17 protein-coding genes are annotated in these 16949 nt (G+C 59.5%); 4 read left to right on the top strand and 13 right to left on the bottom strand.

All coding sequences use genetic code 11. The annotated features are described in order from the left end of the window. Window positions 1–4: 4 nt before the first annotated feature. Complete coding sequence (recA, locus tag HMPREF2537_RS07365) at window positions 5–1138, bottom strand: recombinase RecA (protein ID WP_070527157.1); 1134 nt, start codon at window positions 1136–1138, stop codon at window positions 5–7. A gap of 238 nt (window positions 1139–1376) precedes the next feature. After that, window positions 1377–1898, bottom strand: a complete 522-nt coding sequence (locus HMPREF2537_RS07360) for a hypothetical protein (RefSeq protein WP_141761378.1) — start codon at window positions 1896–1898, stop codon at window positions 1377–1379. A 111-nt stretch (window positions 1899–2009) separates the two neighbouring features. Here HMPREF2537_RS07360 and HMPREF2537_RS07355 point away from each other — a divergent pair, with 111 nt between their 5' ends. From HMPREF2537_RS07355 to HMPREF2537_RS07345, 3 genes are read left to right on the top strand one after another with little or no spacing between them, the layout of a single operon-like run. After that, a complete protein-coding gene (locus HMPREF2537_RS07355; protein WP_070527151.1) occupies window positions 2010–2585 on the top strand; it encodes a biotin transporter BioY in 576 nt (191 codons plus the stop codon). A 5-nt stretch (window positions 2586–2590) separates the two neighbouring features. Next, window positions 2591–3283, top strand: a complete 693-nt coding sequence (locus HMPREF2537_RS07350) for an energy-coupling factor ABC transporter ATP-binding protein (RefSeq protein ID WP_070527148.1) — start codon at window positions 2591–2593, stop codon at window positions 3281–3283. A 5-nt stretch (window positions 3284–3288) separates the two neighbouring features. Continuing rightward, the gene (locus HMPREF2537_RS07345) at window positions 3289–3903 is read left to right on the top strand and encodes an energy-coupling factor transporter transmembrane component T family protein (protein WP_070527146.1); all 615 of its coding nucleotides are present in this window, start codon (window positions 3289–3291) and stop codon (window positions 3901–3903) included. Between the two features lie 2 nt (window positions 3904–3905). On the opposite strand, the gene HMPREF2537_RS07340 is transcribed toward HMPREF2537_RS07345, so the two are convergent. The 4 genes from HMPREF2537_RS07340 to pgsA all read right to left on the bottom strand — a co-directional run bounded on the left by HMPREF2537_RS07340 (window position 3906) and on the right by pgsA (window position 6314). Beyond that, the gene (locus HMPREF2537_RS07340; protein WP_070527143.1) at window positions 3906–4742 is read right to left on the bottom strand and encodes a PspA/IM30 family protein; all 837 of its coding nucleotides are present in this window, start codon (window positions 4740–4742) and stop codon (window positions 3906–3908) included. Between the two features lie 106 nt (window positions 4743–4848). After that, window positions 4849–5196, bottom strand: coding sequence for a helix-turn-helix domain-containing protein (locus tag HMPREF2537_RS07335; protein ID WP_070527140.1), 348 nt, complete (start codon window positions 5194–5196; stop codon window positions 4849–4851). 45 nt (window positions 5197–5241) lie between these two features. Continuing rightward, window positions 5242–5727 carry a nicotinamide-nucleotide amidohydrolase family protein gene (locus HMPREF2537_RS07330; RefSeq protein WP_070527138.1) on the bottom strand — a complete coding sequence of 162 codons (486 nt, stop codon included), beginning with the start codon at window positions 5725–5727 and terminating at the stop codon, window positions 5242–5244. Beyond that, window positions 5724–6314: a CDP-diacylglycerol--glycerol-3-phosphate 3-phosphatidyltransferase gene (pgsA, locus tag HMPREF2537_RS07325; protein WP_371591595.1), complete on the bottom strand. Its 591-nt coding sequence runs from the start codon at window positions 6312–6314 to the stop codon at window positions 5724–5726. Before pgsA ends, HMPREF2537_RS07330 begins: the two co-directional genes overlap by 4 nt. Window positions 6315–6361: 47 nt before the next feature. Here pgsA and HMPREF2537_RS07320 point away from each other — a divergent pair, with 47 nt between their 5' ends. Then, window positions 6362–6652, top strand: coding sequence for a YciI family protein (locus HMPREF2537_RS07320; RefSeq protein ID WP_070527135.1), 291 nt, complete (start codon window positions 6362–6364; stop codon window positions 6650–6652). Between the two features lie 17 nt (window positions 6653–6669). On the opposite strand, the gene HMPREF2537_RS07315 is transcribed toward HMPREF2537_RS07320, so the two are convergent. The 7 genes from HMPREF2537_RS07315 to dapB all read right to left on the bottom strand — a co-directional run bounded on the left by HMPREF2537_RS07315 (window position 6670) and on the right by dapB (window position 16510). Next, window positions 6670–7788: a TerC family protein gene (locus HMPREF2537_RS07315; protein ID WP_070527133.1), complete on the bottom strand. Its 1119-nt coding sequence runs from the start codon at window positions 7786–7788 to the stop codon at window positions 6670–6672. 178 nt (window positions 7789–7966) lie between these two features. Beyond that, complete coding sequence (locus HMPREF2537_RS07310) at window positions 7967–11200, bottom strand: FtsK/SpoIIIE family DNA translocase (protein WP_070527130.1); 3234 nt, start codon at window positions 11198–11200, stop codon at window positions 7967–7969. Between the two features lie 77 nt (window positions 11201–11277). Further along, a complete protein-coding gene (locus HMPREF2537_RS07305) occupies window positions 11278–11919 on the bottom strand; it encodes a TIGR03085 family metal-binding protein (protein ID WP_070527127.1) in 642 nt (213 codons plus the stop codon). A 43-nt stretch (window positions 11920–11962) separates the two neighbouring features. Continuing rightward, window positions 11963–14032: a ribonuclease J gene (locus HMPREF2537_RS07300; protein WP_070527124.1), complete on the bottom strand. Its 2070-nt coding sequence runs from the start codon at window positions 14030–14032 to the stop codon at window positions 11963–11965. Window positions 14033–14034: 2 nt separating this feature from the next. Then, window positions 14035–14943: a 4-hydroxy-tetrahydrodipicolinate synthase gene (dapA, locus tag HMPREF2537_RS07295; protein WP_070527121.1), complete on the bottom strand. Its 909-nt coding sequence runs from the start codon at window positions 14941–14943 to the stop codon at window positions 14035–14037. Between the two features lie 71 nt (window positions 14944–15014). Next, window positions 15015–15764: an FAD-dependent thymidylate synthase gene (gene thyX, locus HMPREF2537_RS07290; protein ID WP_070527118.1), complete on the bottom strand. Its 750-nt coding sequence runs from the start codon at window positions 15762–15764 to the stop codon at window positions 15015–15017. Beyond that, complete coding sequence (gene dapB / locus HMPREF2537_RS07285; protein ID WP_070527115.1) at window positions 15764–16510, bottom strand: 4-hydroxy-tetrahydrodipicolinate reductase; 747 nt, start codon at window positions 16508–16510, stop codon at window positions 15764–15766. The genes thyX and dapB overlap by 1 nt, the downstream gene beginning before the upstream one ends. Between the last annotated feature and the right edge of the window lie 439 nt (window positions 16511–16949).

Raw genomic sequence — 16949 nt, 5'->3', positions numbered from 1 at the left:
CCGTTTAATCGTCGTCGAAGTCGACGTTTGGCACCAAATCCACTGCCTCATCCGTCAACGGATCGTCCGCGCCTGGTACGTCCATGGCTACATCCTCGCCTGCTTCGGCAGCGGCGGCACCGACACCGAGTTTGACGAAGATCTTCTTCTCAATCTCATCCGCTAGATCCGGATTGTCCTTGAGGAAGTTACGGGCTTTCTCTTTACCCTGTCCCAGTTGATCACCCTCATAGGTAAACCAGGAACCGGACTTCTTAATGAAGCCATGCTCAACGCCGAGGTCAATGATGGAGGACTCGCGCGAGATGCCCTCACCGTACATGATGTCGAACTCAGCGATCTTGAACGGCGGGGAAACCTTGTTCTTCACAACCTTGAGCTTGGTACGGTTACCAATGGCATCCTGGCCGTCCTTCAAAGTCTGAATGCGACGAATATCGCAGCGCACCGAGGCGTAGAACTTCAGTGCCTTACCACCCGTCGTGGTCTCCGGCGAGCCGAACATAACGCCGATCTTTTCACGCAGCTGGTTAATGAAGATGGCGGTGGTTCCTGAGTTGTACAAAGCACCCGTCATCTTGCGCAGCGCCTGGGACATGAGGCGGGCTTGGAGGCCAACGTGGCTATCACCCATCTCGCCCTCGATCTCAGCCTTGGGCGTCAGCGCAGCGACCGAGTCAATAACGATGATGTCAATGGCTCCCGAACGGACAAGCATATCGGCGATTTCCAAAGCCTGCTCACCAGTATCTGGCTGGGAGACAAGCAAGTTATCCGTATCAACGCCGAGTAGACGTGCGTACTCCGGATCGAGAGCGTGCTCAGCATCGATAAATGCCGCGATGCCACCAGTCTTCTGCGCCGATGCAATAGCGTGCAGGGCAACGGTGGTCTTACCCGAGGATTCCGGACCATAAATCTCCACGATGCGGCCACGCGGGAAGCCGCCGACTCCCAAAGCAATATCGATAGCCGTATTACCAGAGGAAATAGCCTGGATTGGCGGGCGTTCATCGTCACCCAGGCGCATAACGGCGCCCTTACCAAAATCCTTCTCAATCATCGCCATGGCAGCGTCAAGGGCTTTTTGACGATCATCGCCCTTGCTTGCTGCCGAGGACTTCTTCTTCGTAGCCATTCATTTCCTCACTATCGTGCGTCAGTTGTAGTGCGTTCTTACGCGTTAATTAAAGGTGGCACCTAATTAGACTGCCACGTGGCAGCTGAGGTTCCCTGGCGCGACTCAAACAGCCTTAGCGCCCTCTCCTCAAGCCACGAAGTCACCCTAACGTGCCCGCCGGACCACGTCCCACAATACACACACAAGTGTTCGATTTTCCATTTCGCCCAAGCGCGTGTCCCAGCGACAGCCTCCACTACTGAAGCACCCACGGGCCGTCCTGTTCCTGCCGCGAGAAGGTTACCTTTTCAGCAGTCTGAAGAACGGCCACTCCCTCCCCTAACGAGCTGCAAACATCCAGGTCGTCAAGGTCGGCCCTGCTACTCATATACTTGGAATACCCCGGCCCTTGCACATCACGATAGAGCTCAACGCTACCCGCCGCCGGTGGCACCCACTCATCGTCCTCATCTGTACCTCCCTGCCAGGTTCCATCGCTGGCGGCGAGGACATCCCTTTCGGTAGCGCCGGGGCAAATAATGATCACCCGTTCATACTCCGAATCGAAGATGTCACCGATCGGCATGTCTACGCTTCCCGGCTCCCCCTCCGTGACCCCAGCGGCCGCATCGATATTTTCAATGACGTTCGCGGAATTCACCAACGAACATCCAGCTAGGCCACCTATGGCCACGCCGGAAAGAAGAACTACTGCGCCGTAGCGCACCCCTAGACGCCCTAGACCATTAAGCCATGCTTGTTTCTGCCTAATTTCCATGCCCCGAGGGTACCCCGTTCGGGGTGGATGCGCGGCCCAAAGATCGTGGTTGAACACTGTTCAAAAGGTGCTATTTGCTGCACAGTTATCACACTGGATAAACTTTGGCCCATGAAAAAGAATTCCGTCGCGACTGACATCGCGTACGTCGCGGTCTTTACCGCGCTCATCATAGTCTTTGCTTTTGTCTCTATCCCCACTCCCACCGCGGGCGTGCCCATCGTTCTTCAAAACGCAGTTATCATTCTCGCGGGCCTCGTACTCGGCGGCCGCCGCGGCCTCTTCGTGGGCTTGCTCTTCATTGCTCTCGGCCTCGTCGGCCTGCCCATCCTCGCCGGCGGACGTAGCGCGTTGAGCGCTCTCGCCGGCCCCACGGTTGGCTACCTCGTTGGCTACGTCGTCGCCCCGGCCATCGCTGGACTCATCGCCTACCGCGCCCCGCGCAACAAGGGCGGAATGACTCTCATCCTCGCTATCGCCGGCGTCGTTGGCCTCGCCGTCCAGTACTTCTGCGGAATTCTCGGCTTGATGTACCGCTCTGACATGTCCCTCAGTGCAGCCACCATCGCCCAGGGGCCATTCCTCATCCCCGATCTCATCAAGGTCGCCGTGATGGTTGTCATCGCAGTCGGTGTCCATGCAGCGTTCCCTGACCTGATGGACCGGCGCACCGCTAGGGCGAAGTAGCTCCCGTGCCGCAGATTGAATTCCGCAATGTGTCCGTCACCTTCGACGAGACGCCGGTGCTTAACGACGTTTCCCTCAACTTGAGCGAACAACGCATCGGCATCATCGGCGCCAACGGCGGCGGCAAGTCCACTCTGGTCCGACTCATCAACGGTCTCGGTGAGCCCTCGCGTGGTGAGGTCTTGGTGGACAGCATGGACGTCGCCAAGCACGGCAAAGAAATCCGGCGCCGCGTGGGATTCGTGTTCTCAGACGCCGAGAACCAAATCGTCATGCCGCAGGTACGCGATGACGTGGAGTTCTCTCTGCGCCGCCTCAAGCTATCCCGGGAGGAGCGCACCGCGCGCGTCGACGCCGCCCTCGAACGCTTCGGCCTTGAGGCTCTGGCCGAGCAATCTCCACACACGCTCTCTGGCGGGCAGAAGCAACTCCTCGCGCTCGCGGCGGTGCTTGTCATGGAACCAACCGTCATCATCGCCGACGAGCCGACGACCCTGCTGGATCTGCGCAACCGCGACCGCATTCGCCGCGAGTTCGCCAGCCTGGAGCAGCAGCTCATCGTGGTTACCCACGACCTCGATTTCCTCTCCGACTTTGACCGCGTTCTGTGCATTGACAACCACCGCGTGGCCGCCGACGGAGCACCCGACGAGGTCATTCCCTTCTACACAAATCTCATGGAATCCCGCCCACTCTAGCAATCATGCCCAAGAACATCCCCCTCGGTTTCTACGTCGACGCCGATACCGTCATTCACCGCATCCCAGCCGCGGTGAAGTTCGTAGTACTCATCGGCTTTATCCTCGTGACCTCGCTGGCCGTTCACACGATCGGCTGGGCAGCGCTAAGCCTCGTTCTCCCCCTTGCCCTCTTCCCCATTGCCCGGGTTCCCTTTCGCATCGCGCTCGGCCAGCTCGCGCCGCCGCTCTATCTCCTCCTCGCGCTCGCCGCATTTCAGTGGTGGCAGAAGGACTTCACGGCGGCTGCCATCATGTTCCTCACCATCTACGCGGCCATTAGCGCGGCGGTGCTGCTAACACTCACCACAAAGGTTTCGGAGATGATGGACTCCCTGGATCGCGCCCTAGCTCCCCTGGGGCGCCTCGGGGTCCCGGTTGAGAACATCACGCTAGCCATGTCCCTGACCATTCGCTTGCTTCCGCTGATGCTGGGGACGGTCGTCGAGGTGCTGGACGCACGAAAAGCCCGGGGCGCCACGGCATCACTGACCGCCTTTGGCACCCCGGTTATCATTCGCTCGATCCGTCGCGCACGCGCCATGGGCGAGGCCCTGCAAGCGCGCGGCGTCGGCGACTAAGCCTATTCTCCGCGCAGCTCGCGCAGGCGAGCCTGAACGGCATCGTTCTGCACGTTCGGCTGAGCCTGGGTTCCTGCCGAGCCGATTGCCTGCTGGGAGTTGCCCTCCACAGCCTTCGGGTTATTCATCTCAGCGCGAATCTGCTCAAGACGGGAGTGGCCAGCCAGTTGCACGCCGGCCTGTTCAATCTCCTGCATGCGGTTGGACACGGAGTTCTCCGCGAGCTCTGCCTGGCCTAGGGCCTTGGAGTAACGGCGCTCGATCTTGTCGCGCACAGCGTCCAGGGACGGGGTGTTGCCGTTGGCAGAAAGCTCGTTCATCGAGTTGAGGGACTCGGAAACCTTCTCCTGCATCTTGGCCTGCTCAAGCTGGGACAGCAGCTTCGAGCGCTCGTTGACCTTCTCACGCAGGGCCATGCCATTGCGCTCGACGGCCTTCTTAGCCTGCTCCGCCTGCTGCAGCGCCTGATCGTGAAGCTTCTTGGTGTCCTCGACAGACTCCTCAGCGGTCACCAGCTGAGCGGCGAAGGCTTCTGCTGCGTTCTCGTACTCGGTAGCCTTCTGTGCATCGCCCTCAGCGCGGGCCTTGTCCGCAAGGCTCAAAGCGTTGCGGGTGTTCTGCTGCAGCTTTTCGATCTCGCTGAGACGGCGGTTGAGCTGCATCTCCAGCTGGCGCTGATTACCGATCACCGCTGCAGCCTGCTGCGAGAGCTCCTGGTGCTGGCGCTGCGCTTCCTCGATTGCCTGCTCAATCTGTACCTTCGGATCAGCGTTCTCCTCGATCTTCGAATCAAAGAGAGCCATCAAGTACTTCCAGGCTTTTACGAATGGATTCGCCATAACAGAAGGTGCCTTTCTCAGCAGTTCGTTGTGTACATAAAGTAAGTAATGAGAGAATTCTCTGCCTGCCTAATATTAGCGAAGCAAGCAGTGCTACGCCGCAGTTCTACAACTCAGATGCAGCGGGTGCGGTGGAAGCCAGTTCCTCATCCATCGATGGCAGCGCCATGTAGCCAGCGGCTTCGATGAGGACATCGGAAACACTGACATCAAGTGCATGGCAGACAGAGGCCAACAGCTCGGAGGAAACCTCCTTGCGGCCACGCTCCAACTCCGAAAGATATCCCGGGGATACGCGCGCTACACCGGCGAGCTCACGAAGGGTCACACCCTTATCCGCGCGGAAGGCGCGAAGCGTTAATCCAAGGGCCTCGCGCAGCAGTGGCTCAGGGGTCCGCGTCGCCCGCGCCGGGGACTGGGTGGGCTTATCGAGTAATGCAACTGAAGTGTTCATCACTCCGTACAACGGCTCAGCGCCCGTACTTGTTCCCACAATCAACTATTTTTCTTCAAGAGTTGATAGTAGAAGGCTCAATGCAGCCTGTACCGCGGCAGCACGAATCGCATTGCGCCCCTCATCAGGAAGCTCGTAGAGGACGCCGCGCTTGACGACGCCCCCGTCGCCCCTCCCACACAGCCCCACATACACGGTTCCCGCAGGTTTTCCTTCCTGGAGGTCCGGTCCTGCCACACCAGTCAGCCCTATCCCCCAATCCGCACGCGTTTCAACGACCGCTGCTTCAGCCATCTCTGCGGCCGTCGCAGCAGACACCACGCCCTGCTTCTCTAGAGCATCCACGGTGGTGTTGAGGAAATGCGCCTTCACTTCGGTCGCGTACGTCACCGACCCGCCACGCAATACCGCCGAGGCGCCGGGGACACTCGCCACTGTCGCAGCGGCCAGACCAGCCGTGAGGGACTCACAGAAAGCCACGGTCTCGCTGCGCGCGCGAAGCATGGAAACAAGTTGAACCTCTATACTCACTGGTTCTCCCTGCGGCCGTCGATGAGGTACTGAATACCGGTCACGACGGTGACGACGACAGCGACCAGCATCACGAGCAAACTCGGAGTATCCATCCACCCTGGCAGCGGGCAGAGGTACAGCGCCACCGCCAAAGTCTGCAAAGCTGTTTTGAGCTTTCCGCCTTGGGACGCCGGAACCACCTTGCCCCGGCGCAGCAAGGAGAAGCGCCAAATGGTAATGCCGAACTCGCGGAACAAAATGACGACGGTAATCCACACGGGCAAAGCGCCAATGATATTGAGGCACACGAAGGCCGCGGTCATCAGAGCTTTATCCGCGATCGGGTCCGCAATCTTGCCAAAGTTGGTGATCAGACCCCGCGAGCGCGCGATATCTCCATCCAGCTTGTCCGTGAGCATGAGGAGCGCGAAGCAGCCGAAGGCCCACCACTCATGCCCGGCGAGTACGAGCCAAGCAAAAAGAGGGATAAAGAGGATGCGCAAACTGGTCAGGACGTTGGGCAGGTTCCAATTGGAGACCTCCGGATTAACATCCGTGGAGTGAGATTGGTTGTGCGCAGCCTGAGAATCGTTCACGTCCATCATCCTACCGTGGCCTCCCTAGCTCACGTGCGAGCACTACCATGGTCGCTATGAAGTATTTCGCAGTTTCCTATGAGTACAATCCATCCAACCCGGTCATTGCTGAGGTTCGCCCGAAGCATCGCGAGTTCATCGGCGCACTCCACGACAAGGGCCAGATTTGCGGCTCTGGCCCTTATACAGATTTCAAGGGCGGGGCGCTCATCGTTCTGCAATTTGAGGACGAGTCCATCAAGGTTGCCGATGTAATCGCCCTCATGGACCAGGACCCCTTCTACGTTGAAGGCGCCGTCACCGGCCGTGCCTTCCGCGAATGGAATCCCGTCATCAACTCCTTCTAAACCCCCGCTGTCCGAGTTTAAGGCAGCTCGGACTTGGGAAGCTCGTCCGCCTTGCCGACGAGCTCACCCTCCTTGTTGCGCACTATCTTGTTGCCGAAATCGTCCCAGTCGTAGTGGTTGTGGGAAATCACCACGCCACCCTGAGTTTGGTCGCGCTTGTCTTTCCACACGGACAGCAACACAGTGATTACGAGCACGCCGACGATGACCAACAGCGACATCAGCGTGGAAATCTCCGGCACGGCGGACACATCCTCACCGCCATTAATGAACGGCAAGTTGTTCTCATGCAATGCGTGGAACAACAGCTTGACGCCAATGAACAGCAGAATGATACCCAAGCCATAGGGCAGGTAAACCAGACGGTCCAACAGGCCATCGATGAGGAAGAACATCTGACGCAGGCCCATGAGCGCGAATGCGTTGGTAGTGAATACTAGGAAGGGCTCCGAGGTAATGCCGTAGATGGCGGGGATGGAGTCGAAGGCAAACATGACGTCGATAAGCCCAATTGCCGCCAGCGCCACGAACAGCGGGGTGAGCGCGAACTTCCCCTTCTTCTCCCCGGACTCTTCACGGTGGGTGAGCTTGTCGCCGTGGTAGCGCGGGGTCACGTGGACCACCTTGCGCAGCCACTTAACCACCAGCATGTCATTGGGGTCGGTTTCGGGCGTCCCATTAATCTCATCAATGAGCAGCTTCACTGCGGTGTAGATGAGGAAGATTGCGAAGATGTAGAAGACATCAGACCAGGCAGCGATGATAGCTGCACCCATCAAAATGAAGGCGAGGCGGAAGACCAACGCCAGCACGATGCCGATGAGCAACACCTTTTGCTGATACCGGCGGGGAATTTTGAAAGACCCCATGATGAGTGAGAAGACAAAAAGATTATCCACGCTCAGTGCCTGTTCCGTCACCCAACCGGTGTAGAACTGTGCAGCGTGTTCACCATCCCACAGCACCCACACAACTCCGCCGAAAACTACGCCGATGGCCATGTAGAACAGAGTCCAGCCACCGGACTCCTTGATGGTGGGCTCGTGGGGTGAGCGAACGTGGCTGTAGAAATCGAAAATAAAGAAGCCCAGGATCACTGCCATGGTGATGACCCAGACCCACAGTGGTACATGCATGGTGCACTATCCCTCCGGTCGGCGCGACAACAAAGACCGGAGGTCTCCCCCGCTAGCGACGCCTACCAGAGCATTGCTAGCCGACGCGACCGGGAACTGTACCGCAGTTGCCGTGTTGACGATCGACGCCGTGGATTGGGGTACTCCCCTCCAAGACTCGACCTATCCTACACGGAACTTAGAACGCACCGGTGGAGGGGTTGGCATTGATTTCGACGGTACGGGTATCGCCTGCAGCGTCGTCGACTGCGTCGGCGCCTTCAGCCTCCTGGACCTCCTTCGGGGCCTCGGCTGGATCGGCCCCCTTAATCATCCAGATGATGGTATCGAGTTCCTCCGGCTTGACCAGCACCTCGCGAGCCTTGGAGCCTTCCGATGGCCCAACCACACCGCGCGACTCCATGAGGTCCATGAGTCGGCCGGCCTTGGCGAATCCGATACGCAACTTGCGCTGAAGCATCGAGGTGGAACCCAGCTGGGACGTGACCACGAGGTCGACGGCCTCCAAGAGGTCGTCCATGTCCTTGCCAATTTCCTCGTCGATCTCCTTCTTGGCGTCCTTGGCTTTATCCTCCGTGACACCTTCGGTGTAGTTCGGTGCGCCCTGTGCCTTCGCGGCGTCGACAACCGCTTGCACTTCCTCATCCGAGACGAACGCACCCTGCATACGTACCGGACGCCCGCCCTGCGGGATGAAGAGTCCGTCACCCATACCGATGAGCTTCTCGGCACCACCCTGGTCCAGGATAACTCGAGAGTCCGTAAGCGAGGACGTCGCAAAAGCCAGGCGGGAAGGAACGTTGGTCTTGATAAGACCGGTCACCACGTCCACGGACGGGCGCTGCGTTGCGAGCACCAAGTGGATGCCGGCTGCACGCGCCTTCTGGGTAATGCGGACGATGGAGTCCTCGATCTCCTTCGGCGCCGTCATCATGAGGTCCGCGAGCTCGTCCACGACACACACGATGTACGGGTACGGGCGCATCTCCCGCTGGGAGCCGGCCGGGGCCTGATACTCGCCGCTGCGGACCTTACGGTTAAAGTCCTCAATCTTGCGCACGCGGGCAGCCTGCATGTCCATGTAGCGCTGCTCCATCTCCTCCACCAGCCACTGCAGGGCCGCCGCAGCTTTCTTTGGCTGCGTAATGATCGGGGTGATGAGGTGCGGAATACCTTCGTACGGCGTGAGCTCCACCATCTTCGGGTCGACGAGGATGAGGCGAACGTCTTCCGGCGTCGCGCGGGTCAACAGCGAGACCAGCATGGAATTCACGAAGGCCGACTTACCGGAACCGGTAGCACCGGCCACGAGCAGGTGCGGCATCTTCTTCACGGAGAAGGAGGTGTACTCACCTTCGATATCCTTACCCAAGCCGATCAGCATGGGGTCATGGTCAGCGCGCAGTGCCGGGGAATCCAAGACATCGCGCAAACGCACCATCTCGCGGTCCGCATTGGGCACCTCAATGCCGACTGCGGACTTGCCCGGAATCGGGGTGAGCAGGCGCAGATTATCCGTCGCCACAGCATAAGCCAGGTTGGACTGTAGGTTCGTAATCTTCGAAACCTTGACGCCTGGACCCAGCTCGATCTCGTAGCGCGTCACTGTCGGGCCACGGCTAAAACCAGTGACCTGGGCATTGACCTTGAATTCTTCAAAGACCTCGGTGATGGCCTCGATGATGCGATCGTTAGCCTCCGTGCGTGCCTTCGCAGGCTTGCCAGCGGTGAGCAGGTCCGTCGTCGGCACATCGTAGCCGCCGCCCAGGGCAGTGTCTTCCGCACCGCTCGGAGCTGCAGTCGTTTCTTCGGCTACGCTCTGAGCCTCGTCCTCAATCTTGGCACCCGTTCGCGCATCACGCCCGGATCGTTCCTGGAACATGCGCACTGCCTCGGAATGCGCGGCGGAGACCACGTCCTCTCCCGCCGAGCCAACCGACGCTGCGCTTGCCGACGTCTCCGCAGCCGCCGCTCCCAGTGCCGCGCCGGCGGCACCGCCGACGTCCACGCGCGGACGCTTCTTCGGTGCTGGTTTCGGTACTGGCTGTGGCGCTGACTTCTGCTCCGGCTGCGGAGCGGGCGCCGGTTCCGGCACGACAGGGATCTCATCTGTGTCATCGACGCGGCTATCAAAGCTTGGTCGGCCGTGCTGCACCGGCTCCTGGTTTACAGGCTGCGCCGCGGAGTCAAAGGACACCGTGGCATTCTCATCCGGCATCTGCCTCGGGGGCTGCTTCGGGGTCTGCTTCTTCGGGGTCTGCTTCGGGCGCGGGCGCGGAGTATACGCCGGGCGTGCGGGACGCTCGCGCCCTTCGGCGATGGCGTCGATGTCCTCGCTGACGTAGCCGTAGTCGTCCGCGGAGGCGTCGTCAAGCAGCCCCTCATCTGAGCGGTTCTTCCGATCACGGAGTCCGCCGAGGAGCGCGGAGAACTGGGCGGCCACGAAGTCATATGCCTCGCGCAGGGTGATGCCAGTGATATTGAGCGCTCCGTACACGATGAGCAGGAAAAGCAGTGGCACTGCCACGTAGCTGGAGAAAGCCGCCACCAACAGCTCGCCGATTCCATAACCGATAACACCACCGGCCTCACCGGCGGCGTTGTTATTCCAGGTAAGCTTCGGAAGCCCAGCAAAAATGTGGATGAGGCTGAGCATGCACACCACGATGAGGGCGGTGCCGCCCACCACGCGCGGCTTGAAATGGCCGGCTGGGCCGGACAGATCCATCATGAGCGCGATGGCAACCGCGATCAATGCCACGGGAAGGACATAGGCGCCTGCACCAATGACATAGCGAACAGCATTGGTGAGGTATTCACCGATAACACCGGCGACCTGGAACCACGTTGCACAGGCAAGGATGATGGCCACGCCAATCAGCACGAGCGCAACCGCATCTGGATTAGAGACGCGAATGCTCTTCTCCGTGCGAGTAGGGCGCTCCATAACGGTCGTCGGCATATCACCGTCGACGTCATGGGCCCGGGTCACCTTGCTCTTCGAAGAAGCAGCGCCCTCAGCCCTCTTGCTAGTTTTCTTATTCTTCGCGCGTCCAGAAATTTCCCCTGGCTCCCTCAACTCGTCGTAATCATCAAAAGCCCCCTCGTCATGGGGCGCATCATAGGCAGAATCGTAGAGATCCTCATCCCGGCTTCCCGCTTCAGCAGGCTTGAGCCCAGCGAGGCCATGCCCGACTCCCCGCGCCATGCTCCCCATACCCTTGGCGGTGGCGCCAAAAACGCTGCCGAGTCCGCGTCCAACGGCACGAAAGGCGCTGCCGGTCCTCTCTTCGGAGGTCTCGGCAGCGCGGGTTGCGGACGTCAGCGAGTAGCTTGTACGGCCCGACGGCCGCGACCGATTAGCGGTGCGACCTCGGCCGGAGGCGCGAGACGGAGCGTTCTTGACAGACATGCCTGCCACTCTAGTAGCAAACGCACCATTAACCACATACGCCACACGCGCATACTAAAGAATTTTCGCAGTTCAGCCTACAGGCTTGACCTAACGATGGTGGAGGCATCGCTCTCAATCTCCACGCGGGCGGCCTCGCGGCCGACAACCCACAAAAGCAATTCGGCCACGGTGCCACGCACCCGTACCACTGAATCGCCTTGCTCGGAAACGCACCGCTTATCCGCCGCCACGATCGGCGGAAAGCCCTGCGGTTCCAGCACGACAGGACGGCGAGAACGTGATAACAGCCGTGTGCCTAGTAGTTTCAACGGCGCCACGAGCTCGGAGTGCGCGGCTCGTGACAAATCCCGTGGTTCAGTGTGACCATTGGCGCGGCGAAGATCCTCATGATGCACGAAGTGCTCCGCGGTGTTAAACACCGAGTCCGCATAGCGCAGAGGATTCAGTTTGCCTGCTCCCCTACCCCAAGAATCAACAAGCTCCTCATATGTCATCTGCGCACGAATCTTGCTAGCGATGCCATCAGCATGAGAAGTCAGTGCAGGGACAAAAACACCGATCACAGCATCAGGGCGGTTCTCACGAACCCACAAATGCGTTATGAGGTCGTGGGCCGACCAGCCCTCACACAACGTCGGTGCATCGGGACCAAGTTCATGGAATAACGCCACCATTTTGGCGCGCTCGCTTGAGGAAAACGACATGTGCCCCAGCATACCCACCATGAGCGGGAACGCTGGGGCGCTGTCGGTCTAAAGCCTAGAGCGATTCACGGGAAGCGTGAACTTCGTCGTCGTCAGGCAGCAAGATATCCGAGTTCGTCGGCACGATGGTCGGCAGAATCACCGGCTCGCGCTTGTACTTGGAATCCATCAGCTTCGACACCTTGCGGCGCAGCTTCTGCACCATGCGGTAGGTATCGTTCTCACCTTCAGCTGCAAGGTCATTCATGGTGTTCTCCACCATCTCAGCTACCTCAGGCACGATACCGCGGTCATCGTCAGAGAAGCCCGTAGTAGACACCGTCGGGTGCTCGAGCAGGCGCGAGGTGCGGTTATCAATGACACAGGTGATGGAAACAACGCCGCCAGCACCCAGGTTGGTGCGGTCCGCGAGGGTATCGGCGTCGACATCACCCATCGACACACCATCAACGTAGAGGTTGCCCACAGGGATCTGGCCGACGACCTCAGCACGGCCATTGCGCAGATCGACGACAACGCCGTTCTGAGCCAAGACCACGCGGTCGCGGGCCACACCAGTGGAAATAGCCAGCTCCTTATTGGCGCGCAGGTGACGCCACTCGCCGTGCACCGGCATGGCGTTCTTCGGGCGGGCTGCGTTGTAGAGGAAGAGCAGCTCGCCACCGTAGCCGTGGCCGGAGGCGTGAACCTTAGCCTCCTTGTTGGTGATGACTTCAGCACCAATCTGGGAAAGCATGTTGATAACGCCAAACACGGCTTCCTCGTTACCCGGAATCAGGGAGGAGGAGAAGATGATGAGGTCACCATCGCGGACCGTGATCTGGCGGTGCTCACGGCGGGCCATGCGGGACAGCGCCGCCATCGGCTCACCCTGGGTACCGGTGGTAATGAGCAACACCTTGTGCGGAGCCATCTTGGCGGCCTCATCGATTGGGATGATGGTGCCGCGCGGCACCTTAAGGAAGCCCATCTTCTCCGCAATTTCCATGTTGCGCATCATGGAGCGACCGTTGAAGGCAACCTTGCGGCCGGCGGCCACGGCGGCGTCGATAGCCGCCTGCACGCGGTAGACGTTGGAGGCGAAGGAAGCGATGATCACGCGCTGCTTGGCCCCAGACACCAGCCGCTTAAACGTCGCCGGAATATCGCCCTCAGAGGCGGACACACCCGGGATATTGGCGTTGGTGGAGTCACACAGCATGAGGTCCACGCCCTCATCGCCGTAACGCGACAGGGCCGGCAGATCCGTCGGACGGTTATCCAGCGGGGTCTGGTCCAGCTTGATATCACCGGTGTGGATGATGTTGCCGGCCGGGGTGCCCAGCATGACGCCAAGTGCATCCGGGACGGAGTGGTTCACTGCCCAGAAGCGGCAGCGGAACGGGCCGTAGTTCACATCGGACTTCTCGTTGACCTCAACGAACTTCGGCTTCTGACGGTGCTCCTTACACTTGGCCGCGATCAGCGCGATGGTGAAGCGCGAAGCCACGATCGGGATATCCGGGCGCAGCTTCAGCAGCCACGGAATCGCACCAATGTGGTCCTCGTGTGCGTGCGTGACGACGAGCGCCTTGACCTTGTGAATCTTCTTCTCAATCGGACCGAAGTCCGGGAGAATCAGGTCCACGCCCGGCTCACCGGAGGACGGGAAGAGCACACCACAGTCGATGATGAGCATTTCGTCCTGGTACTCGAAGACGGTCATGTTTCGACCGATCTCAGAAATACCGCCCAGAGCATAAATACGCAGCGAATCCTTCTGCTGCTTCGGTGGCTCCGGCAGACGCTTGGTCAAGTCCGCGCCCTGCATGGATTTGGGCACGTTGCGGCGACCGCGGTTGTTATTGCGATTACGGTTGGTACGACCACCGTTGTTGTCATTGCCGTTGTTGTGGTTGTTGTTGCCGCCGCGACCGCGACCACGGCCGCCACGGGAACCACGAGAACGGGAACGACGGTTGCCGTCGTCAGAGTTTCCAGACTCCTTAGAGTTAGCGCCGGAAGCAGCCGATTCGTTCGGCGCTTGGAAAACCGGCGAAGCCGCCTCATTCGAGGCGGTCTCAGTCTCCGAAGGCGGGCCCGCCTTACGGGTTACCTTGCGGGAGCGGTTACGGGATTCAGTCATTCTTAAAGGACTCCAGCCTTTTCCAAATCGTGGCGGAGCGCCTCGATCTCCTCCGCGTCAGCCGCGGTAACTGGGAGACGAGGTTCTCCAACTTCAATGCCCTGCAGGCGCAGGGCAGCTTTAACAAGAGTTGCTCCTCCGAGGCGACCTTGCGCCTCGACGAGCGGGGACAAAGTTTTCGCGTTGATCTCTCGCGCACGTGCGATATCGCCTTCATCGAAGGCTACGTAGAGATCAGCCAGGGCCCGCGGAGCAATATGGCCAATCACGGAAATAACGCCCGAAGCGCCGAGGGCCAGCCACGGCAAGTTCAGTCCGTCATCTCCGGAGTACCATGCCAAACCGGTTTCCTGGATAAGCGGTGCGGCTGCTACAAGATCGCCCTTGGCGTCTTTAACAGCCTTGATGTTCGGCACTTCCGCGAGGCGAAGAAGGGTCTCCGCCGCAATCGGAATGCCCGAGCGGCCAGGGATGTCGTACAGACAAATTGGGAGGTCCACGGCGTCAGCCACAGCAGTAAAGTGCGCGTACACACCAGCCTGGGAAGGCTTGGAGTAATACGGAGTCACGACCAGAAGGCTGTCTGCTCCCGCATCAGCGAAAGCGCGCGCTGCCTCAATGCTGGTGGCGGTGTTATTAGTTCCCGCACCAGCGCACAACTTAGCGCGGCCGCCTACCTCTTCCTTTACAGCTGCGAACAGCTCCAGTTTCTCATCCAACGACGTCGTCGGTGATTCGCCCGTGGTCCCAGACAAAATGAGGGAATCAACGCCGTTATCAACCAAATGAGCTGCTAGGCGACGTCCAGCGGACACGTCCAAGGCGCCATCCTGGTCAAAAGGAGTGACCATAGCTACGCCTACGCGTCCGAAGGTGTCGACGCCTGCCTGTGCTGTCATACCTGTGCTCATAGGCGTCAAGATTACCCGCTTTCGCCCCCATTGGCCGCATCGGGGTCGTGCGCGAGTCTCCTGCTGATGCTTTAAGCGTAGGGGCTCGAGGCCATTTCGGTGCCGTCAGCCAGGGTGGTGATATGGAAGTCGTCGAAAAGCACCGGCGATTGCTCCTTCAACAGCTTCAAGCACGTGACGGCGAGCTGACGCATCTCTGTATCAGCCTGTTCAGTCGCCCGCGCGCCAATAAAGTGACGCCACGCTCGATAGTTTCCTGTCACGACGATCCGGGATTCCGTGAGATTGGGCAATACCGCACGCGCCGCTTGCCGAGCCTGCTTCTTGCGCAGCAATGCATTTGGCTCCTCTTCCAGTTTGGACTCGAGGGCGTCAAGGAGCTCCTCGTAGACAAACCTCGCTTCGTCGGCCGCCTGCAAGGTCAACCGCGTTAGCTGTTCATCCTCCGCAATGATTTTGGGTAGGATTACCTCGGCTTCCTCAGAATGCACGAAGCGTTGCGAGAGCTGCGAGAAAGAGAAATGACGGTGGCGAACCAGCTCGTGCGACGCCGACCGCGACAGTCCCCGTATATAGAGCGTCGCCGTGGCATGCTCCAGCAATGCATCGTGGCCTACTTCCAGAATGTGATGCAAATAGGCCTGGTTTGAGGCGGTACGGGGATTCGGCTTGTCGAAGGACTCATAACAGGCGCGCCCGGCAAATTCGACTAGAGCCTCGCTTTCCGACGCCCCCTCATCAACCTCCCAGTCCACTCCTCGCGGCGCATGGAAAGCGGTTGCCGCAATGAGCTGGACATCAAGCTCAGAGACCTTTGCCATTACAGCCCCAGGTACTTCTCAAGTCCCACGGTCAGGCCTGGGTGGGATACGATTTCTCGTACACCCAGCAGAACACCGGGGGTAAAGGAAGAGCGATCATAGGAATCCTGGCGGATCGTCAAGGACTGGCCTTGAGTGCCGAAGATAACTTCTTCATGAGCCACCATTCCCTGCATACGGACTGCGTGGACGTGAACACCATCAACGTCTGCGCCGCGTGCACCATCGAGGGACTGCTCGGTCTTGTCCGGCATGGCGTCCAAGCCTGCCTCCTGGCGAGCCTTCGCAATACCCTGCGCAGTATGGACTGCAGTACCGGAAGGTGCATCAAGCTTGTTCGGGTGGTGGTATTCAACTACCTCAGCGCTGTCGAAGAACTTCGCCGCCTGGGCGGCAAACACCATGGTCAGCACAGCTGAAATAGCGAAGTTCGGCGCGATGAGAACGTTGCCGGCGCCCTCTTTCTTAGTCCACTCCTCCACCTTGGCTAGGCGTTCTGCATCGAATCCCGTGGTACCAACAACAGCGTGGATGCCATGTGCGATGCAAAACTCTAGATTGTCCATGACCGAGGCCGGCTGGGTGAAGTCGACAGCCACCTCGGCGCCCGCCTCAACCAGCTTCTCCAGCGGGGTCTCACGGTCAATGGAAGCAACTAGCTCCAAATCCTCCGCCGCATTAACGCCTTCCACGATTGCTTGGCCCACGCGCCCCTTAGCCCCCAAGACGCCTACCTTGATAGTCATACACAATCCCTTCATACGTGTTCGTGCGGTTAACTGTGCCCAGTCTATCCCTGACGCTGGCGGGGTTTCAGACAGGGCTCGTGCGGCTACCTTTGATACGAGCTTTCCTTTCTCTTCGTTGCGCGCGCACGCGACACTACCCAAACCATACAGCATCGAACGTGCTGGCTAACCCGTGGTGACTACCCCCGTTTATAGTAACGACTTGACATGAATTTAGAGCAGGCTATAGCCATGCGGGGTGTGTGGTACTAGAATCATGGTTAGAACATTTCTTCTAACACATGTTTATCTCGGGGGAGATTTCCATGACCCCCACCGCCACTACACGCCCTGCACCCTTCTTCTTTTCCACCACTAACCCGAATAACCCACACGCTATAGCCCGCGCTAACGCCCGCCGCGCCACCTATGACACCTGGCAGGCAGCCATGCCCAG

The sequence above is a fragment of the Corynebacterium sp. HMSC074E01 genome, from assembly GCF_001808885.1.
Taxonomy (GTDB): Bacteria; Actinomycetota; Actinomycetes; order Mycobacteriales; family Mycobacteriaceae; genus Corynebacterium.
Note: the sequence above shows the minus strand (reverse complement) of the source record. Positions and strands in the feature narration are given on the sequence as shown.

Bases quoted from the DNA above. Each gene is read 5' to 3' on its own strand.
- recA (WP_070527157.1), bottom strand. From the start codon at position 1,138: ATGGCTACGAAGAAGAAGTCCTCGGCAGCAAGCAAGGGCGATGATCGT.
- HMPREF2537_RS07360 (WP_141761378.1), bottom strand. From the start codon at position 1,898: ATGGAAATTAGGCAGAAACAAGCATGGCTTAATGGTCTAGGGCGTCTA.
- HMPREF2537_RS07355 (WP_070527151.1), top strand. From the start codon at position 2,010: ATGAAAAAGAATTCCGTCGCGACTGACATCGCGTACGTCGCGGTCTTT.
- HMPREF2537_RS07345 (WP_070527146.1), top strand. From the start codon at position 3,289: ATGCCCAAGAACATCCCCCTCGGTTTCTACGTCGACGCCGATACCGTC.
- HMPREF2537_RS07340 (WP_070527143.1), bottom strand. From the start codon at position 4,742: ATGGCGAATCCATTCGTAAAAGCCTGGAAGTACTTGATGGCTCTCTTT.
- HMPREF2537_RS07335 (WP_070527140.1), bottom strand. From the start codon at position 5,196: ATGAACACTTCAGTTGCATTACTCGATAAGCCCACCCAGTCCCCGGCG.
- pgsA (WP_371591595.1), bottom strand. From the start codon at position 6,314: ATGATGGACGTGAACGATTCTCAGGCTGCGCACAACCAATCTCACTCC.
- HMPREF2537_RS07320 (WP_070527135.1), top strand. From the start codon at position 6,362: ATGAAGTATTTCGCAGTTTCCTATGAGTACAATCCATCCAACCCGGTC.
- HMPREF2537_RS07315 (WP_070527133.1), bottom strand. From the start codon at position 7,788: ATGCATGTACCACTGTGGGTCTGGGTCATCACCATGGCAGTGATCCTG.
- HMPREF2537_RS07310 (WP_070527130.1), bottom strand. From the start codon at position 11,200: ATGTCTGTCAAGAACGCTCCGTCTCGCGCCTCCGGCCGAGGTCGCACC.
- HMPREF2537_RS07305 (WP_070527127.1), bottom strand. From the start codon at position 11,919: ATGCTGGGGCACATGTCGTTTTCCTCAAGCGAGCGCGCCAAAATGGTG.
- HMPREF2537_RS07300 (WP_070527124.1), bottom strand. From the start codon at position 14,032: ATGACTGAATCCCGTAACCGCTCCCGCAAGGTAACCCGTAAGGCGGGC.
- dapA (WP_070527121.1), bottom strand. From the start codon at position 14,943: ATGAGCACAGGTATGACAGCACAGGCAGGCGTCGACACCTTCGGACGC.
- thyX (WP_070527118.1), bottom strand. From the start codon at position 15,764: ATGGCAAAGGTCTCTGAGCTTGATGTCCAGCTCATTGCGGCAACCGCT.
- dapB (WP_070527115.1), bottom strand. From the start codon at position 16,510: ATGACTATCAAGGTAGGCGTCTTGGGGGCTAAGGGGCGCGTGGGCCAA.